The sequence below is a fragment of the Allobosea sp. Tri-44 genome, from assembly GCF_004123845.1.
Taxonomy (GTDB): Bacteria; Pseudomonadota; Alphaproteobacteria; order Rhizobiales; family Beijerinckiaceae; genus Allobosea.
Map to the genome: position 1 here is coordinate 130654 of NZ_NBDP01000019.1, position 22644 is coordinate 153297.

At 64.5% G+C, this 22644-nt stretch carries 23 protein-coding genes and 1 tRNA gene; 15 read left to right on the forward strand and 9 right to left on the reverse strand.

The window, feature by feature from the left end; translation table 11 throughout:
• Nucleotides 1–3: 3 nt before the first annotated feature.
• Nucleotides 4–1248 (reverse strand): NAD(P)/FAD-dependent oxidoreductase, encoded by a 1245-nt coding sequence (locus tag B6S44_RS12930; protein ID WP_129157305.1) that lies wholly within the window; start codon nt 1246–1248, stop codon nt 4–6.
• Complete coding sequence (locus B6S44_RS12935) at nt 1245–2039, reverse strand: glutamine amidotransferase (protein WP_129157306.1); 795 nt, start codon at nt 2037–2039, stop codon at nt 1245–1247. Before B6S44_RS12935 ends, B6S44_RS12930 begins: the two co-directional genes overlap by 4 nt.
• Nucleotides 2040–2289: 250 nt before the next feature.
• Here B6S44_RS12935 and B6S44_RS12940 point away from each other — a divergent pair, with 250 nt between their 5' ends.
• From B6S44_RS12940 to B6S44_RS12950, 3 genes are read left to right on the forward strand one after another with little or no spacing between them, the layout of a single operon-like run.
• The gene (locus B6S44_RS12940) at nt 2290–2931 is read left to right on the forward strand and encodes a TetR/AcrR family transcriptional regulator (RefSeq protein WP_164985813.1); all 642 of its coding nucleotides are present in this window, start codon (nt 2290–2292) and stop codon (nt 2929–2931) included.
• Between the two features lie 11 nt (nt 2932–2942).
• On the forward strand, nt 2943–4127 hold the full coding sequence (locus B6S44_RS12945; protein ID WP_129157308.1) for an efflux RND transporter periplasmic adaptor subunit: 1185 nt from the start codon (nt 2943–2945) through the stop codon (nt 4125–4127).
• Nucleotides 4128–4138: 11 nt separating this feature from the next.
• On the forward strand, nt 4139–7363 hold the full coding sequence (locus B6S44_RS12950; protein ID WP_129157309.1) for an efflux RND transporter permease subunit: 3225 nt from the start codon (nt 4139–4141) through the stop codon (nt 7361–7363).
• 43 nt (nt 7364–7406) lie between these two features.
• On the opposite strand, the gene B6S44_RS12955 is transcribed toward B6S44_RS12950, so the two are convergent.
• Together B6S44_RS12955 and B6S44_RS12960 are read right to left on the reverse strand one after the other, a co-directional pair.
• A complete protein-coding gene (locus B6S44_RS12955) occupies nt 7407–7931 on the reverse strand; it encodes a hypothetical protein (RefSeq protein WP_129157310.1) in 525 nt (174 codons plus the stop codon).
• A gap of 89 nt (nt 7932–8020) precedes the next feature.
• Nucleotides 8021–8539: a winged helix-turn-helix transcriptional regulator gene (locus tag B6S44_RS12960; RefSeq protein WP_129157311.1), complete on the reverse strand. Its 519-nt coding sequence runs from the start codon at nt 8537–8539 to the stop codon at nt 8021–8023.
• A gap of 110 nt (nt 8540–8649) precedes the next feature.
• Here B6S44_RS12960 and B6S44_RS12965 point away from each other — a divergent pair, with 110 nt between their 5' ends.
• The 3 genes from B6S44_RS12965 (at nt 8650) to B6S44_RS12975 (ending at nt 10720) form a co-directional block, all read left to right on the forward strand.
• Nucleotides 8650–9207 carry a dihydrofolate reductase family protein gene (locus tag B6S44_RS12965; protein WP_129157312.1) on the forward strand — a complete coding sequence of 186 codons (558 nt, stop codon included), beginning with the start codon at nt 8650–8652 and terminating at the stop codon, nt 9205–9207.
• A 203-nt stretch (nt 9208–9410) separates the two neighbouring features.
• A complete protein-coding gene (locus tag B6S44_RS12970; protein ID WP_129157313.1) occupies nt 9411–10130 on the forward strand; it encodes a DUF5343 domain-containing protein in 720 nt (239 codons plus the stop codon).
• Nucleotides 10127–10720, forward strand: a complete 594-nt coding sequence (locus tag B6S44_RS12975) for a Swt1 family HEPN domain-containing protein (protein ID WP_129157314.1) — start codon at nt 10127–10129, stop codon at nt 10718–10720. Before B6S44_RS12970 ends, B6S44_RS12975 begins: the two co-directional genes overlap by 4 nt.
• A 9-nt stretch (nt 10721–10729) precedes the next feature.
• Here B6S44_RS12975 and B6S44_RS12980 read toward each other — a convergent pair whose 3' ends face one another.
• A complete protein-coding gene (locus tag B6S44_RS12980; RefSeq protein WP_164985814.1) occupies nt 10730–11626 on the reverse strand; it encodes a DMT family transporter in 897 nt (298 codons plus the stop codon).
• Between the two features lie 189 nt (nt 11627–11815).
• Here B6S44_RS12980 and B6S44_RS12985 point away from each other — a divergent pair, with 189 nt between their 5' ends.
• The gene (locus B6S44_RS12985; RefSeq protein WP_129157316.1) at nt 11816–12682 is read left to right on the forward strand and encodes a LysR family transcriptional regulator; all 867 of its coding nucleotides are present in this window, start codon (nt 11816–11818) and stop codon (nt 12680–12682) included.
• A 160-nt stretch (nt 12683–12842) separates the two neighbouring features.
• Here the strand turns inward: B6S44_RS12985 and hppD are convergent, their stop codons facing one another.
• Nucleotides 12843–13976 (reverse strand): 4-hydroxyphenylpyruvate dioxygenase, encoded by a 1134-nt coding sequence (gene hppD, locus B6S44_RS12990; RefSeq protein WP_129157317.1) that lies wholly within the window; start codon nt 13974–13976, stop codon nt 12843–12845.
• A gap of 129 nt (nt 13977–14105) precedes the next feature.
• Between hppD and B6S44_RS12995 the strand changes: the two genes are divergently transcribed.
• The 7 genes from B6S44_RS12995 to B6S44_RS13025 all read left to right on the forward strand — a co-directional run bounded on the left by B6S44_RS12995 (nt 14106) and on the right by B6S44_RS13025 (nt 19467).
• Nucleotides 14106–14576, forward strand: a complete 471-nt coding sequence (locus B6S44_RS12995; protein ID WP_129157318.1) for an Lrp/AsnC family transcriptional regulator — start codon at nt 14106–14108, stop codon at nt 14574–14576.
• Nucleotides 14577–14619: 43 nt separating this feature from the next.
• On the forward strand, nt 14620–15201 hold the full coding sequence (locus tag B6S44_RS13000; protein ID WP_129157319.1) for a cob(I)yrinic acid a,c-diamide adenosyltransferase: 582 nt from the start codon (nt 14620–14622) through the stop codon (nt 15199–15201).
• Nucleotides 15202–15205: 4 nt separating this feature from the next.
• Nucleotides 15206–15907: a rhomboid family intramembrane serine protease gene (locus tag B6S44_RS13005; RefSeq protein WP_129157320.1), complete on the forward strand. Its 702-nt coding sequence runs from the start codon at nt 15206–15208 to the stop codon at nt 15905–15907.
• 130 nt (nt 15908–16037) lie between these two features.
• Nucleotides 16038–16784, forward strand: coding sequence for an electron transfer flavoprotein subunit beta/FixA family protein (locus B6S44_RS13010; RefSeq protein ID WP_129157321.1), 747 nt, complete (start codon nt 16038–16040; stop codon nt 16782–16784).
• On the forward strand, nt 16784–17731 hold the full coding sequence (locus B6S44_RS13015; protein WP_129157322.1) for an electron transfer flavoprotein subunit alpha/FixB family protein: 948 nt from the start codon (nt 16784–16786) through the stop codon (nt 17729–17731). Before B6S44_RS13010 ends, B6S44_RS13015 begins: the two co-directional genes overlap by 1 nt.
• Before the next feature lie 66 nt (nt 17732–17797).
• A complete protein-coding gene (locus tag B6S44_RS13020) occupies nt 17798–18679 on the forward strand; it encodes a 3-hydroxybutyryl-CoA dehydrogenase (RefSeq protein ID WP_129157323.1) in 882 nt (293 codons plus the stop codon).
• Nucleotides 18680–18909: 230 nt separating this feature from the next.
• Entirely contained in the window at nt 18910–19467 is a 558-nt protein-coding gene (locus B6S44_RS13025) for an HNH endonuclease (protein WP_126116305.1), read from the forward strand.
• Nucleotides 19468–19578: 111 nt separating this feature from the next.
• Here the strand turns inward: B6S44_RS13025 and B6S44_RS13030 are convergent, their stop codons facing one another.
• Together B6S44_RS13030 and B6S44_RS13035 are read right to left on the reverse strand one after the other, a co-directional pair.
• Nucleotides 19579–20109 (reverse strand): disulfide bond formation protein B, encoded by a 531-nt coding sequence (locus B6S44_RS13030; RefSeq protein WP_129157324.1) that lies wholly within the window; start codon nt 20107–20109, stop codon nt 19579–19581.
• 8 nt (nt 20110–20117) lie between these two features.
• A complete protein-coding gene (locus B6S44_RS13035; protein WP_129157325.1) occupies nt 20118–20729 on the reverse strand; it encodes a YqaA family protein in 612 nt (203 codons plus the stop codon).
• Between the two features lie 239 nt (nt 20730–20968).
• Here B6S44_RS13035 and B6S44_RS13040 point away from each other — a divergent pair.
• Nucleotides 20969–21053, forward strand: a tRNA-Leu gene (locus B6S44_RS13040).
• 537 nt (nt 21054–21590) lie between these two features.
• On the opposite strand, the gene B6S44_RS13045 is transcribed toward B6S44_RS13040, so the two are convergent.
• Nucleotides 21591–22628, reverse strand: a complete 1038-nt coding sequence (locus B6S44_RS13045; protein WP_129157326.1) for an ArsR/SmtB family transcription factor — start codon at nt 22626–22628, stop codon at nt 21591–21593.
• Between the last annotated feature and the right edge of the window lie 16 nt (nt 22629–22644).

Below are 22644 nucleotides of genomic sequence, written 5' to 3' on the forward strand. Positions count from 1 at the left end.
CGCCTAGGACAGGTAACGACCCGGCGCGAAAGGCGCCGGGTCGGCGGGAGCCTGCTCGCCGCAGACCAGCGCGGCGAGGATCTCCCCCGTCACGGGTCCGGTCGAGAAGCCGATATGCTGGTTGCCGAAGGCGAGCCAGAGGCCGGGATTGCGCGGCGCCTCTCCGATCATCGGCAGCGAATCCGGCAGGGTCGGGCGCGAGCCGCGCCATGTCGTCTCCTCCGCCGGTTCGGTCAGCGGGAAGGCCTCGCGGGCTCGCGGCAGCACCTGGTCGATCTGGGCATGGTTGTCGGGTGCGTCGCGATGGGCGAGCTCGACGCCGCTGGTCAGGCGCAGGCCGAGTTCCATCGGCGCCAGCATATAGGCGGCCTCGACATCGTAGATCGGGCGGTTCAGGAAACGCCCCTGTGCCGGCTTGTAGTGGCGGTGATAGCCGCGCTCGACATTGAGCGGGACTTTGAGCCCGAGCGGCCGCAGCAGATCGCCGCTCCAGGGACCGAGTGCGACGACCGCAAGATCGGCGTCGTGATGTGCACCCTTGCCGATCGCGCGCCAGCCTTCGCCCTGCTTCGACAGCGTGGTTACCTCGTCGCGCAGGATAGTGCCGCCGCGGGCGGCGAACAGAGCCGCATAGGCCTCGACCACCGCGCCCGGCCAATCGACCGAGGCGCTGTCCTTGTGATGCAGGGCGGCCGAGAAGATCGGGTTGAGGCTCGGCTCCAGCGCCGAGAGCGCCTGGCGGTCGAGCGCCTCGACGCGCACGCCATGATCCTCGAGGAAGGCCCGGCGTGCTTCGGCGGCAGCCTGGCCGGCCTCGCTGCGCCAGAGCTCGAGGAAACCGGTATCGCGCAGGCGCCAGGCGATGCCGGCTTCGGTCATCAGGCGCTTGTGCAGGGGCAGGGAGGGCGTGACCAGGCTTTCCAGCGCGGCGACGCGGTGGCTAAGCCGGTTCGGCTTGGCCTCGGCGAGGAAGCCGAGGATCCAGCCGGGATTGGCCAGGAGATGGCCGAGCCGATAGCGCACAGCTGCGTGCCGGTTGCCGAGGTATTTCGGCAGATTCTTCCACAGGCCGGGATTGTTGAGCGGCATGATCGAGGAGCGGCTGATCACGCCGGCATTGCCGTAGGAGGTCTCGCGGCCGGGTTCGCGGCGATCGATCAGCGTCACCTTGAGGCCGCGCTTCTGCAGGGCGAGCGCACAGGAGACGCCGACCATGCCGGCGCCGATAACAATGACGCTGCGGTTCACTTGGACAGGTCCGGGGAGAGGGCGGGCTCGGCGAGCCAGTGATCGAGGAAGCCGTCGAGCCAGGCACGCACCGCCGGATCGTACTGGTACCAGCCGGCGAGGTGCTGGTGGCGCAATTGTGCGCCCGGCATCAGCGTGCGCTCATGTGCGCGCACCGACCAGCGGCACATCATCGCCAGCGTCACCTCGGGGTGGAACTGCAGGCCATAGGCCTTGCGGCCGACGCGGACCGCCTGGACCGGGAAATCGCCGCCGGTCGCCAGGCATTCAGCGCCGGTCGGGCAGTCGAAGCCCTCGCGATGCCATTGATAGACCGTTCCAGGCCAGATGCTGCTGGTCGTGGCAGCGTCGGCATGGCCGGCTTCCGTCAGGCTTAGTGGGTAGTAGCCGATCTCGGCCCGTCCCTCTGCATGGGTGTAGACGGCCGCGCCGAGATGGCGGGCCAGCATCTGTGCGCCGAGGCAAAGGCCGAGGAAGGGCGCGTCCTCTTTCAGGCAGACGCCGATCCAGTCGATCTCCGCCTTGACGAAATCATCGGGGTCGTTGGCGCTCATCGGCCCGCCGAAGATCACCGCGCCGGCATGGCCCTGCATGGTCTGCGGCAGCGGATCGCCGAAACGGGGCCTGCGGATATCAAGGGCATGGCCACGCTCGGCGATGAGGCGGCCGACACGGCCGGGCGTCGAATGCTCCTGATGGAGCACGATCAGCACCGGTTTGCGCGGTGGCAGGGCGTCGAGGCGGGTGCGGAGCCGGCGACGGGCTTCGAAGCGATAGGACTGATCGTTCATCGCGACGTTCGATTGCGCTCCCGAGACCGGATTCTCCGCGCCGGATCGCCTTAAAATGCGGTTTGCCGACCCTCGCGGCAAGCAAATTATGCGCCATGGCAGGCATGACGGAGGCCAGCGCCGTGCATGCTTCGTGCAATCTTCCGTCAATAGTCTTCTGGCAATGCAACCTCCAGTGACGATGCCGGTTGACTTTCGAGCTAGGTTTGGGCATGAGAATGAACGTTCATTCTCATCACTCAGAAGAAGCATGTCGCAGGTTGTCGACTCATTCCCGGCCGAGCGCGGCCTTTCGGAACGCCATGTCCGCATCCTCGATGCGGCCGAACGCGTCTTCGCGCGCGCCGGCTTCCATGCGGCGACGATGAATGACATCGCCGCAGAGGCCGGGATGAGCCCGGGCAATCTCTACCGCTATTTCTCCTCGAAGGACGCGATCATCGCCGGTATGAGCGAACGCGACCGCATGGAGATCGCGGCCGATTTCGCCGGGCTCGATCCAAGCAAGGGCCGGTTGCTCGACCAGCTCGATGAGCTCGGCCGTCAGCACATGGTGCGCAAGCCGCGCGAGAAGGCGATCATCGCGCTGCAAATCTGGGCGGAAGCCTCGCGCACCCCCGAGATGGCGAAGATCTGTGCCGGCTTCGACGAAACGGTCGAGCAGGGGCTCGGCGCCGCCGTCGAGGCTGCCAAGGCGAGCGGCGAATTGCCGAGCAATCTCGATCAAGCGCGTTTCCTGCTGGCGTTGTTCATGATGGCGGACGGCTTCTTCTGCCGGCGCGCCGTCGATCCCGATTTCGACGCCGCTGCCGGCGCCGAAGCCCTGTTCGCCGCGATGCGGGGATTGGCGCAGACCATGCTGCTGCCGCCCGCCGACGGCCAGACCTCGTAAGAAGGCCGACCATGCCCATCTCGACCAAAAACCTGATCCTGCTGCCGCTCATCGCGCTCGCATGCGCGCCCGGCGCGACCTTCGCCCAGGCGCCGGCCTCCGCCGCCACAACCCAGCAGCCGTCCGCCGGACCTGCAATCACGGTGACATCGGCCAAGCGCGACGAGATCGTGCAGAGCGTCGTCGTCTCCGGCTCGATGATCGCGCGCGACGAGATCATGGTTGCGCCCGAGATCGACGGCGTCGTCATCACCGAGCTGCTCGCCGAGGAGGGCGACCGTGTCGCCGCCGGCCAGGTGTTGGCGCGGCTGTCGCGCACCACGCTCGAAGTGCAGCGCTCCCAGAACGAGGCGCAGATCAAGCGTGCGGAGGCAGCAGTCGACCAGGCCAAGGCGCAAATCGTCGAGGCCGAGGCCAATCTCGTTCAGGCCAACAATGCCTTCGACCGGACCAAGGCTTTGCGTGACAATGGCAATGCGAGTCTCGAGACCTTCGATCAGCGCGCCGCCGCAGCCCGGGGCGGGCAAGCGCGATTGAACTCGATGAAGCAGGCGCTTGCGATCACCACGGCCGATCTGGCGCTGGCCCAGGCGCAAGGGCGCGACATCGAGGTCAAGCTGGCGCGAACCGAGATCAAGGCGCCGAAGGCCGGCATCGTCAGCCGCCGCAATGCCCGGCTCGGCGCGATGGCGACGATGGCGGCCACTGAGCCGCTGTTCAGGATCATCGCCGACGGCGCGATAGAGCTCGAGGCTGATGTCGCCGAGGTCGAGCTGCCCAATCTCAAGATCGGGCAGGCGGTCGCGGTCACGCCGGCAGGCGCTGACAAGCCGCTGACCGGCCAGATCCGGCTGATCTCGCCCGAGGTCGACAAGGCCTCGCGGCTTGGGCGGCTGCGTATCTCGCTCATCGACAACCCGCCGGTCGCCATCGGCTCCTTCGCGCGCGGCGTGATCGAGACCGGCCGCAAGACCAGCATCCTCCTGCCGCTTTCGGCGATCACCTATTCACGCGGCGGCGCGATGGTGCAGTCCGTCAAGGACGGCCGGGTGACGACGAAGAAGGTGACGCTCGGCCTGATTGGCGGCGGGCGCGCCGAGATCGCGTCCGGCCTCGCCGAGGGCGAAAGCGTGGTGGCGCGCGCCGGCACCTTCGTGCGTGACGGCGACATGATCACGCCGATCGCGACGAACTGACGGAGCCTCGCGTGAACGTCAATTTCTCCGCCTGGTCGATCCGGAAGCCGGTTCCGGCGATCCTGCTCTTCGTCGTGCTCTGCGTGCTCGGGCTGCTCTCGTTCTCGAAGCTGCCGGTAACGCGCTTCCCGAACATCGACGTGCCCTTCGTCTCGGTGACGGTGACCCAGTCCGGCGCTGCCCCGGCGGAGCTCGAGAGCCAGGTTTCGAAGCGCGTCGAGGATGCGGTCGCCAACATCACCGGCGTTAAGCATGTGATGTCGACGCTGACCGACGGCTCCTCGGTGACGCTGGTCGAGTTCAGGCTCGAAACCAACACCGACCGTGCCGTCAATGACGTCAAGGACGCGATCGCCAAGATCAGGGCTGAGCTGCCCCGCACCATCGACGAACCGGTGATCCAGCGCATCGACGTCGAGGGCCAGTCGATCCTGACCTACGGCGCCTCCTCGCCCGGCATGACGCTGGAGCAGATTTCCTGGCATGTCGACGATGTCGTCTCGCGCGAATTGCAGGGGCTGAAAGGCGTCGGCCGGGTCGAACGCTATGGCGGCGTCGACCGCGAGATCCGAATCTCGCTCGATCCCGACCGGCTGCTCGCGCTTGGCACCACGGCCGGCGAGGTCAATCGCCAGATCCGCGCCACCAATGTCGACCTTGCCGGCGGGCGCGGCGAGGTTGGTGGCCAGGAGCAGGCGATCCGCACGCTTGCCAGCGCGAAGACTGTCGCGGAGCTCGCCGACAGCAAGATCCAGCTCACCGGCGGACGCGAGGTGCGCCTGAAGGAGCTCGGCCGGGTCGAGGATTCCAGTTCCGAGCCGCGTGCCTTCGGCCGGCTGAACAAGCAGCCGGTCGTTTCCTTCGCCGTGTTCCGCTCGAAGGGCTCGAGCGAGCTCTCGGTCAAGGACGTCGTCGCGGCCAAGCTCGACGATCTCAACAAGCGCTATCCGACGATCGCGATCAAATCGATCGACGACGCCGTCGCCTACACCCATGGCAACTACAAGGCGGCGATGGAGACGCTGCTGGAGGGCGCGGCGCTCGCCGTGCTCGTCGTCTTCATCTTCCTGCGCAACTGGCGCGCGACGCTGATCACCGCGATCGCGCTGCCGCTCTCGGCGATCCCGACCTTCTGGGCGATGGAGCTCCTCGGCTTCTCGCTCAACCTCGTCAGCCTGCTCGGCATCACCCTGGTGACCGGCATCCTCGTCGACGACGCGATCGTCGAGATCGAGAACATCGTCCGGCACATGAAGATGGGCAAATCGCCCTATCGCGCCGCGATGGAGGCGGCCGACGAGATTGGCCTCGCGGTCATCGCGATCACGCTGACCATCGTCGCGATCTTCGCGCCGGTCTCGTTCATGGGCGGCATCGCCGGCCAGTATTTCCGCCAGTTCGGCCTGACGGTCGCGATCGCGGTGCTGTTCTCCCTGCTTGTGGCGCGCCTGATCACGCCGATGATGGCGGCCTATCTGTTCAAGCCGGTGAAGCACCAGGATGCCAAAGACGGCTTCGTGATGCGCGCCTACAGCTGGCTGCTTGAAGCCTCGCTCAGGAAGCGCCGTATCCCGGTCTTGCCGCGCTTCGACGGCTCGCGGACATGGCGGAGGCTGCCGTTCAATACGGCCTATCTCACGCTGATTGCCGGCTTCGGCTTCCTGTTCATCTCGATCCAGGCGACGGCACTGCTGCCGACCGGCTTCTTCCCGGAGGAGGATACCGCCCGCATCGTCGCCTCGGTCGAATTGCCGCCCGGCGCGACGCTGGAGGACACCACCGTCGCCACCGACAAGATCGTCGACAAGCTGCGCGAGATCCCGCAGGTGACGAACGTCTTCGTGCTCGGTGGCGCCTCGCCGACCGGCCAGCGCGAGGTCCGCCGCGCCTCCGTCTTCATCCTGCTGACGCCGAAGGCCGAGCGCGACATCCCGCAGAAGGAGCTCAAGGTCACCATCGCCGAGAAGCTGGCTGGTGTGCCCGATGTCCGCGCCTGGTACGTCAACGAGCGCGGCGAGCGCGAGATGGCGTTCTCGATCCTGTCCAAGGACGGCGATGCGCTCGACGAGACCGTGGCGAAGATCGAGGCGCGCATGCGCCAGGTCGACGGCTATCTCAACGTCGCAACCGCCGGTTCGCTGAGCCGGCCGGAGATGCGCGTCACGCCGAAGCTGGAGCAGGCCGCCAATCTCGGCGTCACGCCCGAGGCGATCTCGGAGGCGCTGCGGGTTGCCACCATCGGTGACATCGGCCCCAACCTCGCCAAGTTCAACGCCGGCGACCGGCTGGTGCCGATCCGCGTCCAGCTCGACGAGCAGGCCCGCACCGATATCCGCAACATCGCGGCGTTGCGCGTGACCAATACCGCTGGCGTCTCGATCCCGCTTACCGCCGTCGCCGAGATCGGCTTCGGCGAGGGCCCGTCCTCGATCGACCGCTATGACCGCGTCCGCCGCGCCGCCATCGGCGCCGACCTGAAGCGCGGCTTCGAGCTTGGCACGGCGCAGGAGAAATTCCAGGAGATCGTCAAGGAGGTCGGCCTGCCCGAGGGCGTGCGCATCGCCGCCACCGGCGACGCCGAGATCCAGGGCGAGGTGGTCGAGGGCTTCATCACCGCGATGACCACCGGCCTGATGCTGGTGCTCGCCGTGCTGATCCTGCTGTTCGGCTCGGTCTTCCAGCCGATCACCATCCTGCTCTCGCTGCCGCTCTCCTTTGGCGGCGTGGTCATCGCGCTGCTCGCCACGCACAACCCGGTCTCGATGCCGGTCTATATCGGCCTGCTGATGCTGATGGGCATCGTCACCAAGAACGCGATCATGCTCGTCGACTTCGCGGTCGAGGAGGTCGCGCGCGGGAAGGACCGGCTGACGGCGCTGCTGGAGGCAGGGCACAAGCGGGCGCGGCCGATCGTGATGACCACGATCGCCATGGCCGCCGGCATGCTCCCGTCCGCCTATGGCGTCGGCGATGGCGGCGAGTTCCGCGCGCCGATGGCGATCGCGGTGATCGGCGGGCTGCTCGTCTCGACCGTGCTCTCCCTCGTCTTCGTACCGTCCTTCTATGTGGTGATGGACGATCTCGGCCGGCTCACTGGCTGGATTTTTGGCCGCTTCCTCGGCAAGGCCGAGGATGAGAGCCAGTGGGAAGCGATCCGCGAGGAGGAGACGCCGGGCGAGGCCGCCGCCAAGGCGATGGCCGGCAAGCTGCCGCCGCCGAGACTGGCGGCGGAGTGAGAACCAAGGGTCTGCCTCAGGGCAGGCCCTTTTTAATTGGCGGTCAATTCTCCCGCAGTGACAGATCGAGGTTCTGTCCCTGGCCTGGCTGGCTGCCACGCAGGGTCAGCGCCACACCATCCTGCTGGCGGGAGATCGTCAGGGTCGCGGGCGGATTTGGGCGGACGCTTTCTGCCGTCTCGTTGAAGGCGAGCGTCAGCCGCTGGCCCTGCCGCGTGCCGGCGAGGTTCGCGACTGTGCCGGTGCTCTCCTTGAAGGTGCCGGCATAGCGGCCGGTCTTCGGATCGTGGCGCAGCTCGATCTTGATGGTGGCGCTGAGGATGGCCGCGGTGGTGCAGCTGCCGTCGAGGCTCAGGCGCGAGCCTTCCTGGTCGCCATTGAACTCACACTTCAGCGAACGGCTGCTGCCGCCGGCGTTCTGGAGCGTGCCATTGCCGCTGAAGCGGCCTTCCAGCGAGCTGAGGAAGCCCGCTTCGCCGCTATCGGCCTCCTGCTCGGCGGCTCCCGGCTGCGCCAGGATCAGGAGCGCCGCCGCGGCGAGCGCCTTCGCCAGGTGATGTCCTGTCATGATCGTCCCTCCTGCCGGCTAAACGTCTCAGGAGCGGTTTTGATCGATCGCGGCAGAAAATAAGGATGGCTTCGCCGGGGCTGGAGCCTTCACACGCCGGCCGGCTCGCTTTCGGCCGCGTGCTTGCGCTCCACGGCATCGCGATAGGCCGCAGTCAGCTCGTCGAGCACGGAGTGCACCGGCCGCGGCGCGTCGAGATGGAGAAAGCGCAGCTCCGACATGAACTTCTGCCAGAGCACTGGCCCGCCCTCGGCGAGGATCTCGGCGCGGATCGACATCTCCGGCGTCACCGGCAGGAAACGCCGGCCCCAGTCGGCCATGGCCGCGAAGACCGGCACCAGCGAGATCCCCATCTCGGTCAGGCTGTAGATGCCCTTCTGCTTATGGCTGGCGTCGTCACGGCGCGAGATCAGGCCGTTCTCGAGCAGTCGCTTCAGTCGGTCGGCGAGGATGTTCGAGGCGATGCCCTCGTCCGATTTTGCCAGTAATTCGCGAAAATGTCGGCGATTGCCGAACATCATGTCGCGCAGGACGATCAGGCTCCAGCGATCCCCGAGGATTTCCAGGGTCAGATTGATCGGGCAGCCCGAGCGGCCGGTCTCTCGCATGTGCATCTCCAAAACCGCTTGCATTCTACAATCGGTTTCGCTAGAAGCCAACTGCTTGCAAATCGCAAGCGGTTTTGACGGCGTCGAAGTGGCGCTGCATGGAGGATGTGATGGCCAAGGTGATCGCCTGGAACCTCGTGACTCTCGACGGCTACTTCGAGGGCACGGAGAAGTGGGATCTCTCGTTCCACAACGAAGCCTGGGGCGACGAGCTCGACGCGCTCAGCAAGGAGTTCGGCCAGCGCGCCCAATGCCTTGTCTTCGGCCGTGTCACTCATGACGGGATGAAGGCGTACTGGACCGGCGCCACCGCCGAGGACGGCGAGGTCACGCGCTACATGAACGCGCTGCCCAAGCTGGTCGCCTCGCGCAGCGTTCAGAGCTCGGACTGGAACAACACCCGCGTCACCGCCGACATCACAGCCGAGATCGCCAGGCTGCGGGCTGCTCCGGGCAAGGACGTCCTGGTCTTCGGCAGCGCCGAGCTGATCGATACGCTGCTGAGGGAGAGGCAGATCGACGAGTTGATGCTCGCGGTGGTGCCGGTTCGGCTCGGCGCGGGCACGCCGTTCTTCAAGGCCGATGGCGAGCGCCAGAGGCTCGATCTGCTGGAGAGCCGCCCGCTCAAGAACGGAACGGTGATCCTGCGCTACAATATGAGGAGTTGATAACCGCTATGAGCTCTGATCGACTCTCACAGATAAGATTTCTTCGAAAATCAATTGCCCGATTATTTGGTTCTATACATACTCGAAAACTATCATCTGAATAATATTTTGGGATCACGCTGCGTCTCTGTGCCTTCCAAAAACGTGCTGCCTACTTGTGTCTCCAGAGGTATCAGCTACTTTAGGTTGGGGGAGGACGCTTCATGGTTGAGGAAGCTGGCAAAGCTGCGGGAGTGAGCAGCGGAGAGATTGCTCCGTCGACGAAAGAAATAAAAGATAAACCTGGCCGTCGCGAGATCAAGGGAGGTATACCATACGTAACATCTCCTGGAGTTCTGAAGAAAGCGCTCGAAATCATTGTTCAAGCTGAGCGGCCAGATAAATTTAGTGCTAACTATATGGCAACTGTCTTAAAACTAACAGGAGGATCTGCGAGAGAGGTTCCTCCTTTTCTTAAGAAAATGCAATTTATCGGATCGGATGCAGCTCCGACTCTTCTGTATTCAAAATTTAAGACTGATGGAGGCCGTTCTCAAGCCGCGTATGAGGGCTTAAAGAACTCTTTTGGTGAATTGTTTCGGCGAAATGAATATATTTATAAAGCAGAAGAAGCTGCAGTAAAGGATGTAATCGTTGAAATAACGGGCCTCAAAAAGAATGATAATATCGTTCGATTGATGTATGCAACTTTTGAGGCCGTTCGCGGGTTTGTATCTGGCGATGTCTCTGCGACCGCGCCTAACAATCTTAGGACCGAGTCAGATGATCAAGTTGATGTGGGGCAGGTGGATCAGAAAATAGAATCTAGTTCATTTAAGAGTATAGGTCTGTCCTATCAGATAAATATTGTTCTACCAGAAACAGATAATATTTCTGTTTTTAATGCGATTTTTAAAAGCCTTCGGGAAAATCTCTTGCGATGACGGAAGAGCGAGATATAGAACTTTTCGTTCTGAAAAACGCTGCGATGACACGCAGCTTACGGCAGATATTCAACGCAGAGAATATTGGAAATTCTAGAGGTGCGCTTGAAGCGCAGGCCGATTCCCTTGTCTCTGATTATCTCAAGCAGGTCGATTTTAAGGTTTTAGTAAATGCGAAGCGGATGAGTGAATTCTATATGCTCTTCTACGCCCTTGAGAACGATATTCGTGACCTTATTGAGTCGACGCTGATAGAAAGTTTTGGAGATGATTGGTGGGGAGTCGCTGTTCCTCAATTCGTTCGTGACAACGTTCAAAAGAATTATGATCGAGAGGCCGCTGAGGGTCTTCCACCGAGATCTGATCGAATGATTGATTATTCAACTTTTGGAGAATTAGGAGAAATAGTTAAAGAAAATTGGGAAATTTTTTCAGGTATGTTTTCGAATGCGACGAGGAATCGTGTTTTACGTCTTATCAATAGACTGAATCTTGTTCGCGGTCCTATCGCTCATTGCAATCTCTTACCGGAGGAAGAGGCTATTCGCCTTAAGCTCGCGATAAGAGATTGGTATAAGTTAATGGAATAGCGCTCTTGGTTACCCCTTCCGCACCATCAGCACTGCCGCCAGGATCGCGACACCGCCGAACGCCTGGGCGGGCGAGGGCTGCTCGGCGAAGATCGCCCAGGCGGCCAGCACCGAGACCAGCGCCGGCCAGACCATGACCAGCGAGGCGGCGTTCGCCCCGTAGTGGCCGAGCGCCAGCGTGATCAGGCCCTGGCCCATGGCATGCGAGACCAGCCCGAGCGCGGCGACGGCGAGCCAGCCGGTCAGGCTCTGCGGCAGGATGGTTTCGCCAAGGCCGAGCGCGGCAACGAGGCAGAACACGGCGCAGATCGCGCTGGAAATCAGGCTGATGCGGCCGGCGGCAGCGCGGTTGCGGGCACGGCGCACGGCGAGGATGTAGGCCGCGTAGGAGAAGGCGGCGCCGATGGCGAGACCGTCCCCGAACAGGCCGCCGCCCGAGAGCGGCGTCACTGCGCTTCCCGACAGTTTCGGCAGCACCAGCAGGCCGGCGCCGCCGACGGCGAGCAGCAGCGCGCCGAGGATGCGCCGCGTCGGCTTTTCGCGGAACAGCAGCCAGCCGCCGAGGATGACGCCGACCGGCGAGAGGTTGCCGAGCAGCGAGGCATTGGCAATCGAGGTGAAGCCGATCGAGGCATTGTAGAGAACGACATCGACGCCGAAGGCGAGGCCGGCAAGCGCGATCGGCAGCATGGCGCCGGACCGGACGCCATCCGCGTTGCCGCCGCGATCCTCCAGCGCCATCCAGGCAGCGAGCACCGGCAGGGCGAAGGCCATGCGCCAGAAGCCGGCCGCGGCCGGGCCGACATCGGCGAAGCGCACGAAGATGCCGGAGAAGCCGATGCAGGTTGCGCCGAGCAGCAGCGCCAGGAACATGGCGAGCGCTGGCGTGGTGGGACGATCTGGCACGGCAAGGCTCGAGGCGGACATGGATTGGGCTTTCGGGCGTGAATTCCACAGCCCTCATCCTGAGGAGGCGCGATCTGCGATCGCTCCTCAGGATGAGGGCTGTTCGATTGCCTTGAGCATAGAGCCCTTCCGGTAATCGGAAAAACGGATTATTTTGATTTATCTATCACTATTTCCGTTGGAGCGGTGATGTCGACCCATCTCGATCTGGATGCACTCGCCATGCTCGTTGCCGTCGCCGAGACCGGCGGCTTCACGGCGGCTGGCCAAAAGCTCGGACGCACGCAGTCGGCGGTGTCGGGCCGCATCCAGGATCTGGAGGCCACGCTCGGCAAGCAGCTGCTGGAACGCTCGCGCCGCGGTGTCACGCCGACCGAGGCGGGCGAGCGATTGCTCGCCCAGGCCCGCCGCCTGCTTGCGATCGAACGCGAGGCGCGGGCCGAGCTCGAGGGCGACAAGGCCGTTGGCCGCCTGCGGATCGGCCTGCCGGACGACTATGTCGATGCTTATCTGCGCCCGCTGATCGTGCGCTTCGCCGAGGAGCATCCGCGCGTCGAGATCGAGGTGCATTGCGAGCTCTCGAAACGGATCGAGCCGGCGGTGGCGGCAGGCGAGCTCGACCTTGCTGTGATCACGCAGGACCCCGGCCGGCCGAAGGGCGAGCGCCTCAGGCGCGAGCCGCTGGTCTGGGTTGCGGCCCGTGGCCACCGACCCGAGCTCAGCGAAGTGCTGCCGCTCGGCCTGTTCAACGAGGGTTGCCGGGCCCGTCCGCGCATCCTGAATGCGTTGCAGGCGGCGGAGCGAGCGCACCGGCTGGTGTTCTCGTCATCGCACATGGCGGGCTTGCTCTCGGCCGTGGAGGCGGGCCTGTGTGTCACCGCGATCACCGAGAGCGCCGCGCCGGCGTCCCTGCGCCGGCTCGAGCCGTCCGAGAATCTGCCCTCGCTGTTCGAGCTCTCGGTCGCACTGGTGATCGCGCCGCAGGCCGGCGTCGCGGCGCGTCATTTCGCGCAGGCTCTGCGCGAGGCGATGGCGGGGCCGCGGCTGGCGGCTTGAGGGCCCGCCGTCTTTCCGGGACGCCGCGCAGCGGCGCGCCCGGAATCCATATCCGCTCTTGCTGCCGAACGAGCCACGACGACGGGCGCTTTCCTGGCTGCCGTCGTGTTCACGGATTCCGGGCTCAGCGCTTCGCGCTGCCCCGGAATGACGAACAACCCTACTCCGCCGCCTGCGGCTTCAGCACGCCGCGGCGGATCTGATCTTCCTCGATCGACTCGAACAGAGCGCGGAAATTGCCCTCGCCGAAGCCGTCATCACCCTTGCGCTGAATGAACTCGAAGAAGATCGGCCCGACCACGGTGGCGGAGAAAATCTGGAGGAGAACCTTGCTCATCCGCCCGGCCTTCTCGCCGAGCGCGACCGCGCCCTCGCCGTCGATCAGGATGCCATTGGCCTTCAGGCGCGGCACCGGCTCGCCGTGGTTCGGCACGCGGCCGTCGACCTTCTCGTAATAGGTCTCGGGCGGCGAGGGCATGAAGGGCAGGCCGTTGTGCCGGAGCTGCTCGACGCTTGAGTAGATGTCGCGGGCGCCGAGCGCGACATGCTGGATGCCCTCGCCCTTGTACTGGCGCAGGTACTCCTCGATCTGGCTCTTGTCGTCGAGGGATTCGTTGATCGGGATGCGGATTTTGCCGCAGGGCGAGGTCAGCGCCCGCGAGATCAAGCCGGTGAGCTTGCCCTCGATGTTGAAGAAGCGGATCTCGCGGAAGTTGAAGAGCTCGCCATACCAGCCGGCCCAATGGTCCATGCGACCGCGCTGGACGTTATGGGTGAGGTGGTCGAGATAATACATCCCGGCCTGCTCGGGGTGCGGGTCCGTTTCGCCGAGCCATTCGAAATCGACGTCGTAGATCGAGCCCTTCTCGCCATAGCGATCGACAAAATAGAGCAGCGAGCCGCCGATGCCCTTGACCGCCGGGATCTGCAATTCGCCGGGGCCGACTTTGCTCTCATAGGGCTCGGCGCCGAGCGAGACGGCGCGCTCGAAGGCGTGCTTGGCATCAACGACGCGGAACGCCATGGCGCAGGCGCAGGGGCCATGCTCGGCGGCGAAACCCTGCGCGAAGGAAGCCGGCTCGGCATTGACGATGAAATTGACGTCGCCCTGGCGATAGAGCGTCACCTTCTTGGAGCGGTGCCTGGCGACCTTGGTGAAGCCCATCGTCTCGAACAGCTCGCCGAGCTTCTCGGGCTCGGGATGGGCGTATTCGACGAATTCGAAGCCGTCGGTGCCCATCGGGTTGGCGTCGGAAATGGCCGGCGGGGCTGAATCATGCGGGAACGGTCCCATGCGGTGTCCTCCTGAGAATGCCTGGTTGACCGATCCTCGCGCATCGGCAAGGCGAAAGGTTTGCAAAATCTTGTGCTCTCGGATTGAATTTGCACAGATCGTGCACACAAGCGCAGGAAAGCTCACGGAATGCCGCAGCTCGACGCTTTCGACTGGCGCCTGCTCGAAGCCCTGCAGCAGGATGCCTCGCTGACCAATGGCGCCCTCGCCGAGCGCGTCGGCCTCTCCGCCAGCCAGGTCTCGCGACGGCGGCAGGCGCTGGAAAGCGTCGGCACCATCCGCGGCTATCGCGCGCTGATCGATCCGGAAGCGATCGGGCTCTCCGTCACCGTCTTCATCCATGTCGCGCTCAACACCCATTCGCGCGACAACGCCCGGCGCTTTCGCGATCTGGTGAAGCTGACGCCGGCCGTGCTCGAGGCGCATGCCCTGACCGGCGAGGCCGACTACATGCTGAAAGTCGCGGTCGGCGACCTCAAGGAGCTGGCGCGCCTCGTCAACGAGGTGCTGCTGCCACATGAGAGCGTCGCGCGGGTGCGCTCGGAGATCGCGCTGGAGACGCTGAAGGAGCCGGGACTCTTGCCCTTGGCGATGGTGTGAGGATGCCCCTTCCGCCGGCGCGGCGGCACGTTATAACTGCCGCATGGTCGTTCTCAATCGCATCTACACCCGCACCGGCGACGACGGCACCACGGCGCTCGCTTCTGGCGCGCGCCGGGCCAAGTTCGACCTGCGCGTCTCCGCCTATGGCACGGTCGACGAGACCAATGCCTGCATCGGCCTGGCGCGACTGCATTGTGCCAGCGAGGACCCGGAGCTCGATGCGATGCTCGGGCGCATCCAGAACGATCTCTTCGATCTCGGCGCCGAGCTCGCCTCGCCCGATACCGGCGAGAAGCCTGCCTTCGAGCCGCTCAGGATCGTGCAGGCGCAGGTCGACCGGCTGGAGGCCGAGATCGACCAGCTCAACCGGCCGCTCGGGACGCTGCGCTCCTTCGTGCTGCCGGGCGGCACGCCCGGCGCGGCGCATTTGCATCTCGCCCGCACGGTCAGCCGCCGGGCGGAGCGGCTGATGGTCGAATTGTCGCAGGGCGAGGGCGAGAATGTCGCCCAGCCGGCGCTGAAGTTCATCAACCGACTCTCGGATTTCCTTTTCGTCGCCTCGCGCCACCTCAATGCCAGGGCAGGGGGTGACGTGCTCTGGACGCCCGGCCAGAACCGCTGATCCGATGTTCGTGCCTCTGCATGACGGCGTGCCGATGCGCTTCATCCGCGTCGCCTATGTCACCTATGCGCTGATCGCGATCTGCATCGTGCTGCGGCTCATGTTGATGCACTGGACCAGCGAGGCGAGCGAGATCGCGGTCATGGCCGGCTTCGGCACGATTCCCGCGGTGCTGTTCGGCGAGGCGCAACTGCCGCCGGAGCTGCTCAGGGCGCCGCCCTGGCTGACACTCATGACCGGCATCATGCTGCACGCCAGTTTCGCCCATCTGATCGGCAACATGCTGTTTCTCTGGGTCTTCGGCGACAATGTCGAGGATGCGATGGGGCATCTGCGCTTCCTCGTCTTCTTTCTGCTCTGCGGCATGGCCGGGGCATTGTTGCACGCGCTGATGAACCCCGAATCGGAGCAGCCGCTGATCGGCGCATCCGGCGCGATCTCCGGCGTGATCGCCTCCTATCTGATGCTCTATCCGCGTGTGCGGATCTGGGGTCTCGCCTTCAAATGGATCCCGCTGCATATCCCGGCGATGTATGCGCTCGGCGCCTGGATCCTGTTCCAGCTGCTCTCGGCACTGTTCGACCAGCAAGGCGCTGTCGGCTGGTGGGCACATCTCGGCGGGCTCGGCGCCGGAGCGGCACTGACGCCGCTGCTGATCCGGCGCGAGCTGCGTCTGTTTGGCCGCGTCGTGCGGGGCAAGCCGTGACTTTCATGGCGTTGACAAGCCCAAATCCCCATCGCTACGGTCCGTCCGCATTTCAGCCGAGAGCCGCGATGCCGACCATCGCCGTCTCGGGCGGCCCGGCATCCATCTCTCCGTAACCGGTGAAGCGCCCATGAAGATTCTTGTCCCCGTCAAGCGGGTAGTCGATTTCAATGTGAAGATCCGCGTGAAGGGTGACGGGTCAGGCGTCGAGCTGGCCAATGTGAAGATGTCGATGAACCCGTTCGACGAGATCGCGGTCGAAGAGGCACTGCGGCTCAAGGAAGCGGGCAAGGCGACCGAGGTGATCGTCGTGTCGGTCGGCCCCCAGCAGGCGGCCGAGACGATCCGGACCGGCCTCGCCATGGGCGCCGATCGCGGCATCCTGGTGAAGACCGACGCTCCCGTCGAGCCGCTGGCGGTGGCCAAGCTGCTCAAGAAGATCGTCGAGCAGGAGACGCCGGAGCTCGTCATCCTCGGCAAGCAGGCGATCGACGACGACAGCAACCAGACCGGCCAGATGCTGGCGGCGTTGCTCGGCTGGCCGCAGGGCACCTTCGCCTCGAAGGTCGTGATCGGCGACGGTTCGGCTGACGTCACCCGAGAGGTCGATGGCGGCCTGCAGACTGTGTCGTTGAAGCTGCCGGCGATCGTGACCACGGATCTGCGCCTCAACGAGCCGCGCTATGCCTCGCTGCCCAACATCATGAAGGCGAAGAAGAAGCCGCTCGACGAGACCACGCCCGAGACGCTCGGCGTCGATATCGCGCCGCGCCTCAAGGTGTTGAAGACCACCGAGCCGGCTGGCCGCTCGGCCGGTGTCAAGGTCGCAAGCGCCGCCGAACTCGTCTCCAAGCTCAAGACCGCCGGGGTGATCTGATGGCCACGCTGCTGCTCGCCAAGCACGACAACAAGAGCCTCAACGAGGCCACCCGCAAGGCTCTGACCGCGGCCAAGCAGCTCGGCGCGCCCGTGCATGTGCTGGTCGCCGGCCATGGTGCCAAGGCGGTCGCCGAAGCGGCCGCCAAGCTCGACGGTGTCGAGAAGGTGCTGCTCGCCGATGACGGCGCCTATGAGCATCGTCTGGCCGAGCCGCTGGCGGCGCTGATCGTCTCGCTCGCGCCCGGCTATGACGCGCTGGTCGCGCCCGGCACCACCACCGGCAAGAACGTGATGCCGCGCGTCGCCGCGCTGCTCGACGTGATGCAGGTCTCGGAAGTCACCAAGATCATCTCGGCCGACACCTTCGAGCGGCCGATCTATGCCGGCAACGCCATCCAGACGGTGCAGTCGGGCGATGCCAAGAAGGTCATCACCGTGCGCGGCGCTTCCTTCCAGGCGACCGGCGACGGGGCGGCATCTGCCTCGATCGAGACGATCGCTGCGGCAGAGAACCCCGGCAGCTCGTCCTTCAAGGGCGAGGAGGTCGCCAAGTCCGACCGGCCTGAGCTGGCCTCGGCCAAGATCATCGTCTCGGGCGGGCGCGCGCTCGCGTCTTCCGAGAACTTCGCCAAGGTGATCGAGCCGGTGGCGGACCGGTTGGGCGCGGCTATGGGCGCCTCGCGCGCCGCGGTCGACGCCGGCTACGCCCCGAACGACTGGCAGGTCGGCCAGACCGGCAAGGTCGTGGCGCCGGACCTCTATGTCGCGGTTGGCATTTCCGGCGCGATCCAGCACCTTGCCGGCATGAAGGACTCCAAGGTCATCGTCGCCATCAACAAGGACGAGGAGGCGCCGATCTTCCAGATCGCCGATTACGGCCTCGTCGGCGACCTCTTCACCATCATGCCCGAGCTCGAGAAAGAGCTCGAAAAGGCCGGCAAGTAGGCAAGTCGCGCTGCGGGCGGCCATGAGGCCGCCCGAGCCAGCTCCCCTCGGGAACAGAAGCGTCACATGGACCAACAGATCAGGACCGTCGGCATCATCGGCGCCGGGCAGATGGGCAACGGCATCGCCCATGTCGCGTCGGTCGCGGGCTTCAACATCAAGCTGCACGACGTTGCCGAGGAGCGCATCAATGCGGCGCTGGCGACGATCGACGGCAACATGGCCCGCCAGGTGTCGAAGGGCGCGATCGCCGACGAGGAGCGTCGCGCGGCGATGAGCCGGATCACTGCGGCGCCGACTTTGGAGGGATTGGGCGCTTGCGACCTCGTGATCGAGGCCGCGACCGAGAGCGAGGAGGTCAAGCGCAAGATCTTCACCGCCGTCTGCCCCTATCTGCGGCCCGACGCCCTCCTCGCTTCGAACACCTCCTCGATCTCGATCACGCGGCTCGCCGCGGCGACTGACCGGCCCGAGCGCTTCATCGGTATCCATTTCATGAACCCGGTGCCGCTGATGCAGCTCGTCGAGCTGATCCGCGGCATCGCCACCGACGACCACACCTTCGAGCTCGCCAAGGACTTCGTCGCCAAGCTGCACAAGACGGCGTCGGTTTCGGAGGACTTTCCGGCCTTCATCGTCAACCGCATCCTGCTGCCGATGATCAACGAGGCCGTCTACACGCTCTATGAGGGCGTCGGCTCGGTCGAGGCGATCGACACGGCGATGAAGCTCGGCGCGAATCACCCGATGGGTCCGCTCCAGCTCGCCGATTTCATCGGTCTCGACACCTGCCTGTCGGTGATGCAGGTGCTGCATGACGGGCTGGCCGATTCGAAATACCGGCCCTGCCCGCTGCTGGTGAAATATGTCGAGGCCGGTTGGCTCGGCCGCAAGGCCGGGCGCGGCTTCTACGATTATCGCGGCGAGAAGCCCGTTCCGACGCGTTGATATCCGCACGTCATGCTCGGCTTTGAGCCGAGCATCCCGGAATCCAGTTCCTTTTTCTGCACGAGATTCCTGGGGCTGCGCTTCGCTGCGCCCGGGAATGACGGCTGACGCCCACTCATCGTCCGCATCATCGCGGCTTCACATTCCTGTCGTCTCGCGCTTACATTGATGCGTTACGGGATTCGTGCGGCCCAGCAGGCGGAGGCGCGATACGGGTGACGGCGCATGTTATGCATCCGATGGCCTCGCCGGACGGTTGTCCGGCGCTGGTGCTCAACGCCGATTTCAGGCCGCTGAGCTACTATCCGCTTTCGCTGTGGAGCTGGCAGGACGCGATCAAGGCGGTCTTCATGGACCGCGTCAACATCGTCTCCGAATACGACACCGTAGTGCACAGCCCGAGCTTCAACATGAAGCTGCCCTCGGTCGTCTCGCTCAAGACCTACATCAAGCCGTCGCGCACCCCGGCCTTCACCCGCTTCAACGTCTTCCTGCGCGACCGATTCGCCTGCCAGTATTGCGGCACGCGCGAGGAACTGACCTTCGACCATGTCGTGCCGCGCTCCAAGGGCGGGCTCACCACCTGGGAAAACGTCGTCGCGGCCTGCTCGCCCTGCAATCTGATGAAGGGTGACAAGATGCCGGCCGCGGTCGGGATGATCCCGACGCAAAAGCCGTTCGCGCCGTCGATCAACGACCTGCATCGCAACGGCAAGCTGTTCCCGCCGAACTATCTGCACGAGAGCTGGCTCGATTATCTCTACTGGGATTCCGAGCTCGAGCCCTGAGAGCGGCTCTCGGTTCTACCAGCGCGGCCGCTTGACGCGACCGCCTGCGCTTCCGGTGCTCACGGACATTAGTCCGCTGCGCGCCGGTTCTCGGCGATCACGCCAATCGACTCACGCTGGCGAACCGCCAGTCACTCTCAGCGCGCTCTTAAGTCCAAACAGCGCCGCCAGCAGCAGGCCCAGCGAGGCCAGGGCGTTCCAGCCGGCGAGGGAGAGGCCGAGGAAGCGCCAGGCGGCTTCCGTGCAGGAAACGATCCGGGTCGTCTGGAGCTGCTTCATCAAATCCTGGACGCCGGCTGCCGCCGGAGCCGGCGTTCCGCCGCAATCATTGGGACCGGCGAAGACGCCCCATTCGACGCCGGAGTGATAGACACCGAGCCCGGTGCTCCAGGCCATCAGCAGCGCCAGGCCGATCAGCGCGGCGATCTGCAGCCGGTGCGAGCGGGCGAAGACCAGAGCGAACGCGGCAAGTCCGATCGCGGCGTAGTGCGGCGCTCGCTGCTCGAGGCAGAGCTTGCAGGGCCGCAGGTGCAGAACCAGCTCGAAGAACCAGGCGCCGGCGATCAGAGCGAGGCTTGCGAGCCCGATCAGCCCGATCAGGCGGCGGGGATCGGCGAGGAGGCGCGGGACAAAGCCGGTCATGGCGGTACTCAGCAGGAGAGGAGCTGGCCCGAGCCTGTCAGCAGCTTGAGGCCGAAATAGAGCAGGATCAGGAGGGCCGCGCCGCCGAGCGCGATCAGCTTCAGCCGCTTCTCGATGAAATGCCGGATCGTCTCGCCATAGCGGCGCAGTAGGAAGGCGAGCGCGAAGAAACGGGCGCCGCGCGCGAGCACGCAGGAGAGCACGAAGAAGCCGAGCCCAATATGGACGGCGCCGGCCAGGATGGTCACCACCTTGATCGGCGGCAGATGCGCCAGGCCGGAGGTGGTCAACAGGATCAGCGTCGTGTCGGGGCCGGCACAGGCGCGCAATTGCTCGAAAGCGTCGAGCTTGCCGTAGAAGGCGAGCACCGGCCGCGCCAGTGCATCGAAGGCATAATAGCCGAGCGCGTAGCCGGCAATGCCGCCGAGGGTCGAGAAGGCGGTCGCGATCAAGGCAAGGCGGTAGGCTCGCTCGGGCTTGGCCAGCGCCATCGGCACGAACAGCACATCGGCTGGAATCAGGAAGAAGGAGCTCTCGATGAAAGCGACGACGGCGAGCCAGGCCTGCGCACTGCGGCGCGCGGCGAGCGAGAGCGTCCAGAGATAAAGTCGTTCGAACATCGCCGCCCCTTAGCGGGCGCGCGTGCGCCCGTCCATGGGGCGGACGTTACATCAACGAGTGTTCACGCGAGATTGACCGGCCCTCGCCGATCGCTATAGTCCGCCGCGCCCGCCAGAGCAGGATGCGAAAAAGTGGATACCGGTTTTTCGCGCCAATCCTGCTCTGTCTAAAGTGGGAGACGGATTCAGTTTCATTATGAAGTGCAAAGCACCTTCATAATGAAGCATCCGGCTCTTGGGCCCCTGTGGCGGAATTGGTAGACGCGCTCGACTCAAAATCGAGTTCCGCAAGGAGTGCTGGTTCGATTCCGGCCAGGGGCACCAAAATGGATTTCGCCGGCAATCCCAGGCAACCGAAAAGTCCCGCAAAATCCGGGTTTCAGCGGCTTTTCGTTTCACTGGCTTTCATCGGTCTTTGTTGATAGCCGCGGAATTTGTTGGCCTTCCGCCATCCATGGGCCAACAGGTCATTGGGTGCAGCCCAGCTCGCGGATGTCGCCATCAGGAACGCCAAGCCCAGAGAGCGTACCGTGTAGTTCTCCGACGGCGGCGGCTTGCAATTGGGGTAGAGCCTAAAGGCGCCAAGCTCTGGCGGCTTGCCTGCTGATCCGACGGCAAATAGAAAAGCTCGCGATCGGCCCCCTATCCTGCAATCGCCCTGCGTACTGCGCGTGCAAGGCGGGAGGAAGATAAAACCCTGCTCCGCGATGATAAAGCTCAGCTTTGTAACTATTGTCACCGGAGTTAGTCTAGAGTAGCTCGCACGGGAGCTACGCAGCGCCGTTCAATTGATTTACCCAAAATTAGAACCATCGCACTTGGCTGCTCCGGAGTTCGGCAGAGGTCTTGTGTTGAGAAGTGCTAAGTTGCAACATGAGGCAAGGCGTTCACCCCATTCAGATGCAGCCGCATCTTGATGTCTTGGTTGTGGTTTCCAAAGCCGCGGCCGAAAATATTGATACCTCCCGGCCGACCTTCCTTTTCATCGATGCCGATACGGAGTCGGATCGAGTGATGGCGATCGAGATCGAGATCTGCCAGGACGACGTCGCCCAGCCGACGCTCGCCGAGGAAGGTGCCCTCGGACGTGATGCGCCAGGTCGTCAGAATGCCGTATTGGGAGCCTTCGAGCTTCCACCAGGGCGGGGTGTAGGTCCCGCGCCGATCGCCATAATCGCCAGGGCAAGTCCACGTGCCGACCTTGTGTCCGTTGACCCAAAGGCTGATGTCTGACGGCCAGTCGGCATTGGTACCCGGCACCTCCGACGACATCTCCATATCGAATTCGAGCGCGGCGATCGCCCGGTTCAGCACCTTCGCGTTGTTCGGAAATTTGTATTCGACATAGCCGCGGCCAAACCAGATCAGCGCCGCCTGCACCCGCCGCGGATCGAGGAAGAGCTCGGGAACGTCGAGCACGCCGAGGATCCGCTGGGTCGAGCAGAGGCCGCAAGGCGCCGAGACGTTCGAGCTCGTATAGAGCCCGAGCGGCATTTCGACCTCGACGATGTTGTTCTCGCGGCTCGGGTCGTCCGGATCGAGATTGACGACGATCTCGGAATAGCGCGCGGCACAGATCTTCTGCTGGCCCTTGGCCGCCTTGCCGAGCGAGGTTGAGATCAACTCGGCCTCTTCCAGAACCTGGACATTGGTCGCGATCGTCGACTGCGGCAGGCCCAGCGCCTCGGCGATCTGGTTGATGTTCTTGGGACCGTGCCGGTTGAGCAGCTTCAGGATGCGGAGCCTGACCGGGGAGGCCAGACCGTGCAGCACCTGATACTGCCGCCCCGCATCGACCACGAGGAAGCCCTGGCCCTGCCGACCCTCGGCCCGTGATGTAGCGCCGCCGCCGTTGCGGCGGCGGCCGCCGCGAGTTGAGGCTGTCGGGCTCTGGTCCATCTTTGCGGGCGCCGTT

Coding starts and splice junctions, on each gene's coding strand:
- B6S44_RS12935 (WP_129157306.1), bottom strand. CDS start 2,039: ATGAACGATCAGTCCTATCGCTTCGAAGCCCGTCGCCGGCTCCGCACC.
- B6S44_RS12940 (WP_164985813.1), top strand. CDS start 2,290: ATGTCGCAGGTTGTCGACTCATTCCCGGCCGAGCGCGGCCTTTCGGAA.
- B6S44_RS12945 (WP_129157308.1), top strand. CDS start 2,943: ATGCCCATCTCGACCAAAAACCTGATCCTGCTGCCGCTCATCGCGCTC.
- B6S44_RS12955 (WP_129157310.1), bottom strand. CDS start 7,931: ATGACAGGACATCACCTGGCGAAGGCGCTCGCCGCGGCGGCGCTCCTG.
- B6S44_RS12960 (WP_129157311.1), bottom strand. CDS start 8,539: ATGCGAGAGACCGGCCGCTCGGGCTGCCCGATCAATCTGACCCTGGAA.
- B6S44_RS12965 (WP_129157312.1), top strand. CDS start 8,650: ATGGCCAAGGTGATCGCCTGGAACCTCGTGACTCTCGACGGCTACTTC.
- B6S44_RS12970 (WP_129157313.1), top strand. CDS start 9,411: ATGGTTGAGGAAGCTGGCAAAGCTGCGGGAGTGAGCAGCGGAGAGATT.
- B6S44_RS12975 (WP_129157314.1), top strand. CDS start 10,127: ATGACGGAAGAGCGAGATATAGAACTTTTCGTTCTGAAAAACGCTGCG.
- B6S44_RS12985 (WP_129157316.1), top strand. CDS start 11,816: ATGTCGACCCATCTCGATCTGGATGCACTCGCCATGCTCGTTGCCGTC.
- hppD (WP_129157317.1), bottom strand. CDS start 13,976: ATGGGACCGTTCCCGCATGATTCAGCCCCGCCGGCCATTTCCGACGCC.
- B6S44_RS12995 (WP_129157318.1), top strand. CDS start 14,106: ATGCCGCAGCTCGACGCTTTCGACTGGCGCCTGCTCGAAGCCCTGCAG.
- B6S44_RS13000 (WP_129157319.1), top strand. CDS start 14,620: ATGGTCGTTCTCAATCGCATCTACACCCGCACCGGCGACGACGGCACC.
- B6S44_RS13005 (WP_129157320.1), top strand. CDS start 15,206: ATGTTCGTGCCTCTGCATGACGGCGTGCCGATGCGCTTCATCCGCGTC.
- B6S44_RS13010 (WP_129157321.1), top strand. CDS start 16,038: ATGAAGATTCTTGTCCCCGTCAAGCGGGTAGTCGATTTCAATGTGAAG.
- B6S44_RS13015 (WP_129157322.1), top strand. CDS start 16,784: ATGGCCACGCTGCTGCTCGCCAAGCACGACAACAAGAGCCTCAACGAG.
- B6S44_RS13020 (WP_129157323.1), top strand. CDS start 17,798: ATGGACCAACAGATCAGGACCGTCGGCATCATCGGCGCCGGGCAGATG.
- B6S44_RS13025 (WP_126116305.1), top strand. CDS start 18,910: ATGCATCCGATGGCCTCGCCGGACGGTTGTCCGGCGCTGGTGCTCAAC.
- B6S44_RS13030 (WP_129157324.1), bottom strand. CDS start 20,109: ATGACCGGCTTTGTCCCGCGCCTCCTCGCCGATCCCCGCCGCCTGATC.
- B6S44_RS13035 (WP_129157325.1), bottom strand. CDS start 20,729: ATGTTCGAACGACTTTATCTCTGGACGCTCTCGCTCGCCGCGCGCCGC.
- B6S44_RS13045 (WP_129157326.1), bottom strand. CDS start 22,628: ATGGACCAGAGCCCGACAGCCTCAACTCGCGGCGGCCGCCGCCGCAAC.